Here is a 365-nt window from a genome sequence, read left to right as displayed (position 1 = left end):
CTTCCAGCCCGACGGCGAAGGAGTGCAGCTGCGGCCACCAGGCTTCGCTGCGTTCCTGATCTTCCACGCGGCGTGCGGCGTACTTCTTGGTGATCGCCGAAATGACCGAAGAATCCAGCCCGCCCGAGAGCAGCACGCCGTAAGGCACGTCGGACATCAGGTGGCTTTTCACCGACTCTTCCAGCGCGGTGCGCAGGGCGGCGGCGTCGGTCACGTTGTCCTTGACGCTGTCGTAATCGAACCAGTCGCGGCGATAGTATTCGCGGATCTGGCCGTCCTGGCTCCACAGGTAGCTGCCGGCTGGGAATTCCTTGATGGTGCGGCACACCGGCACGAGCGCTTTCATTTCCGAGGCAACGTACAGG

General features: G+C 63.3%; 1 protein-coding gene. It reads right to left on the bottom strand.

The window, feature by feature from the left end:
• A partial coding sequence (locus KQX66_RS38995; RefSeq protein WP_253957681.1) for an asparagine synthase-related protein occupies positions 1-365 on the bottom strand: 365 nt, incomplete at both ends.

Source organism: Paenibacillus oleatilyticus (genome assembly GCF_018998565.1).
Lineage (GTDB): Bacteria > Bacillota > Bacilli > Paenibacillales > NBRC-103111 > Paenibacillus_G > Paenibacillus_G oleatilyticus.
Note: the sequence above shows the minus strand (reverse complement) of the source record. Positions and strands in the feature narration are given on the sequence as shown.